The 279-nt window shown below is 37.6% G+C and carries 1 protein-coding gene; it reads right to left on the reverse strand.

The genetic code is table 11. The features are described from left to right. On the reverse strand, nucleotides 1-279 hold a 279-nt coding region (locus SB773_RS31280; protein ID WP_410594172.1), incomplete at both ends, for a hypothetical protein.

Genomic DNA, 279 nt, shown 5'->3' on the forward strand with positions numbered 1-279 from the left:
TTTCAATCGTCTTCTGATTGATTCTATCGAAACCACATCACTCACCGTATAATAAGCAATTAGCCTTTTATTCTCAAATTCATCTTCCAATACCGTTACATAACTATCCTTGATTTCTTCCATCATTCGTAAGGAAACATTAACCTCCGATAGTTCAACCCGGTATCCCCTTATTTTCACTTGATCGTCCGCTCTGCCTATATAGACTAATTCCCCAGCTTTGTTATGCTTAACTAAATCCCCGGTTCTATATACTTTTTCTGCAGGGTTGAATGGATT

Source organism: Bacillus sp. SIMBA_074 (assembly GCF_046534555.1).
Taxonomy (GTDB): domain Bacteria; phylum Bacillota; class Bacilli; order Bacillales; family Bacillaceae_G; genus Bacillus_A; species Bacillus_A mycoides.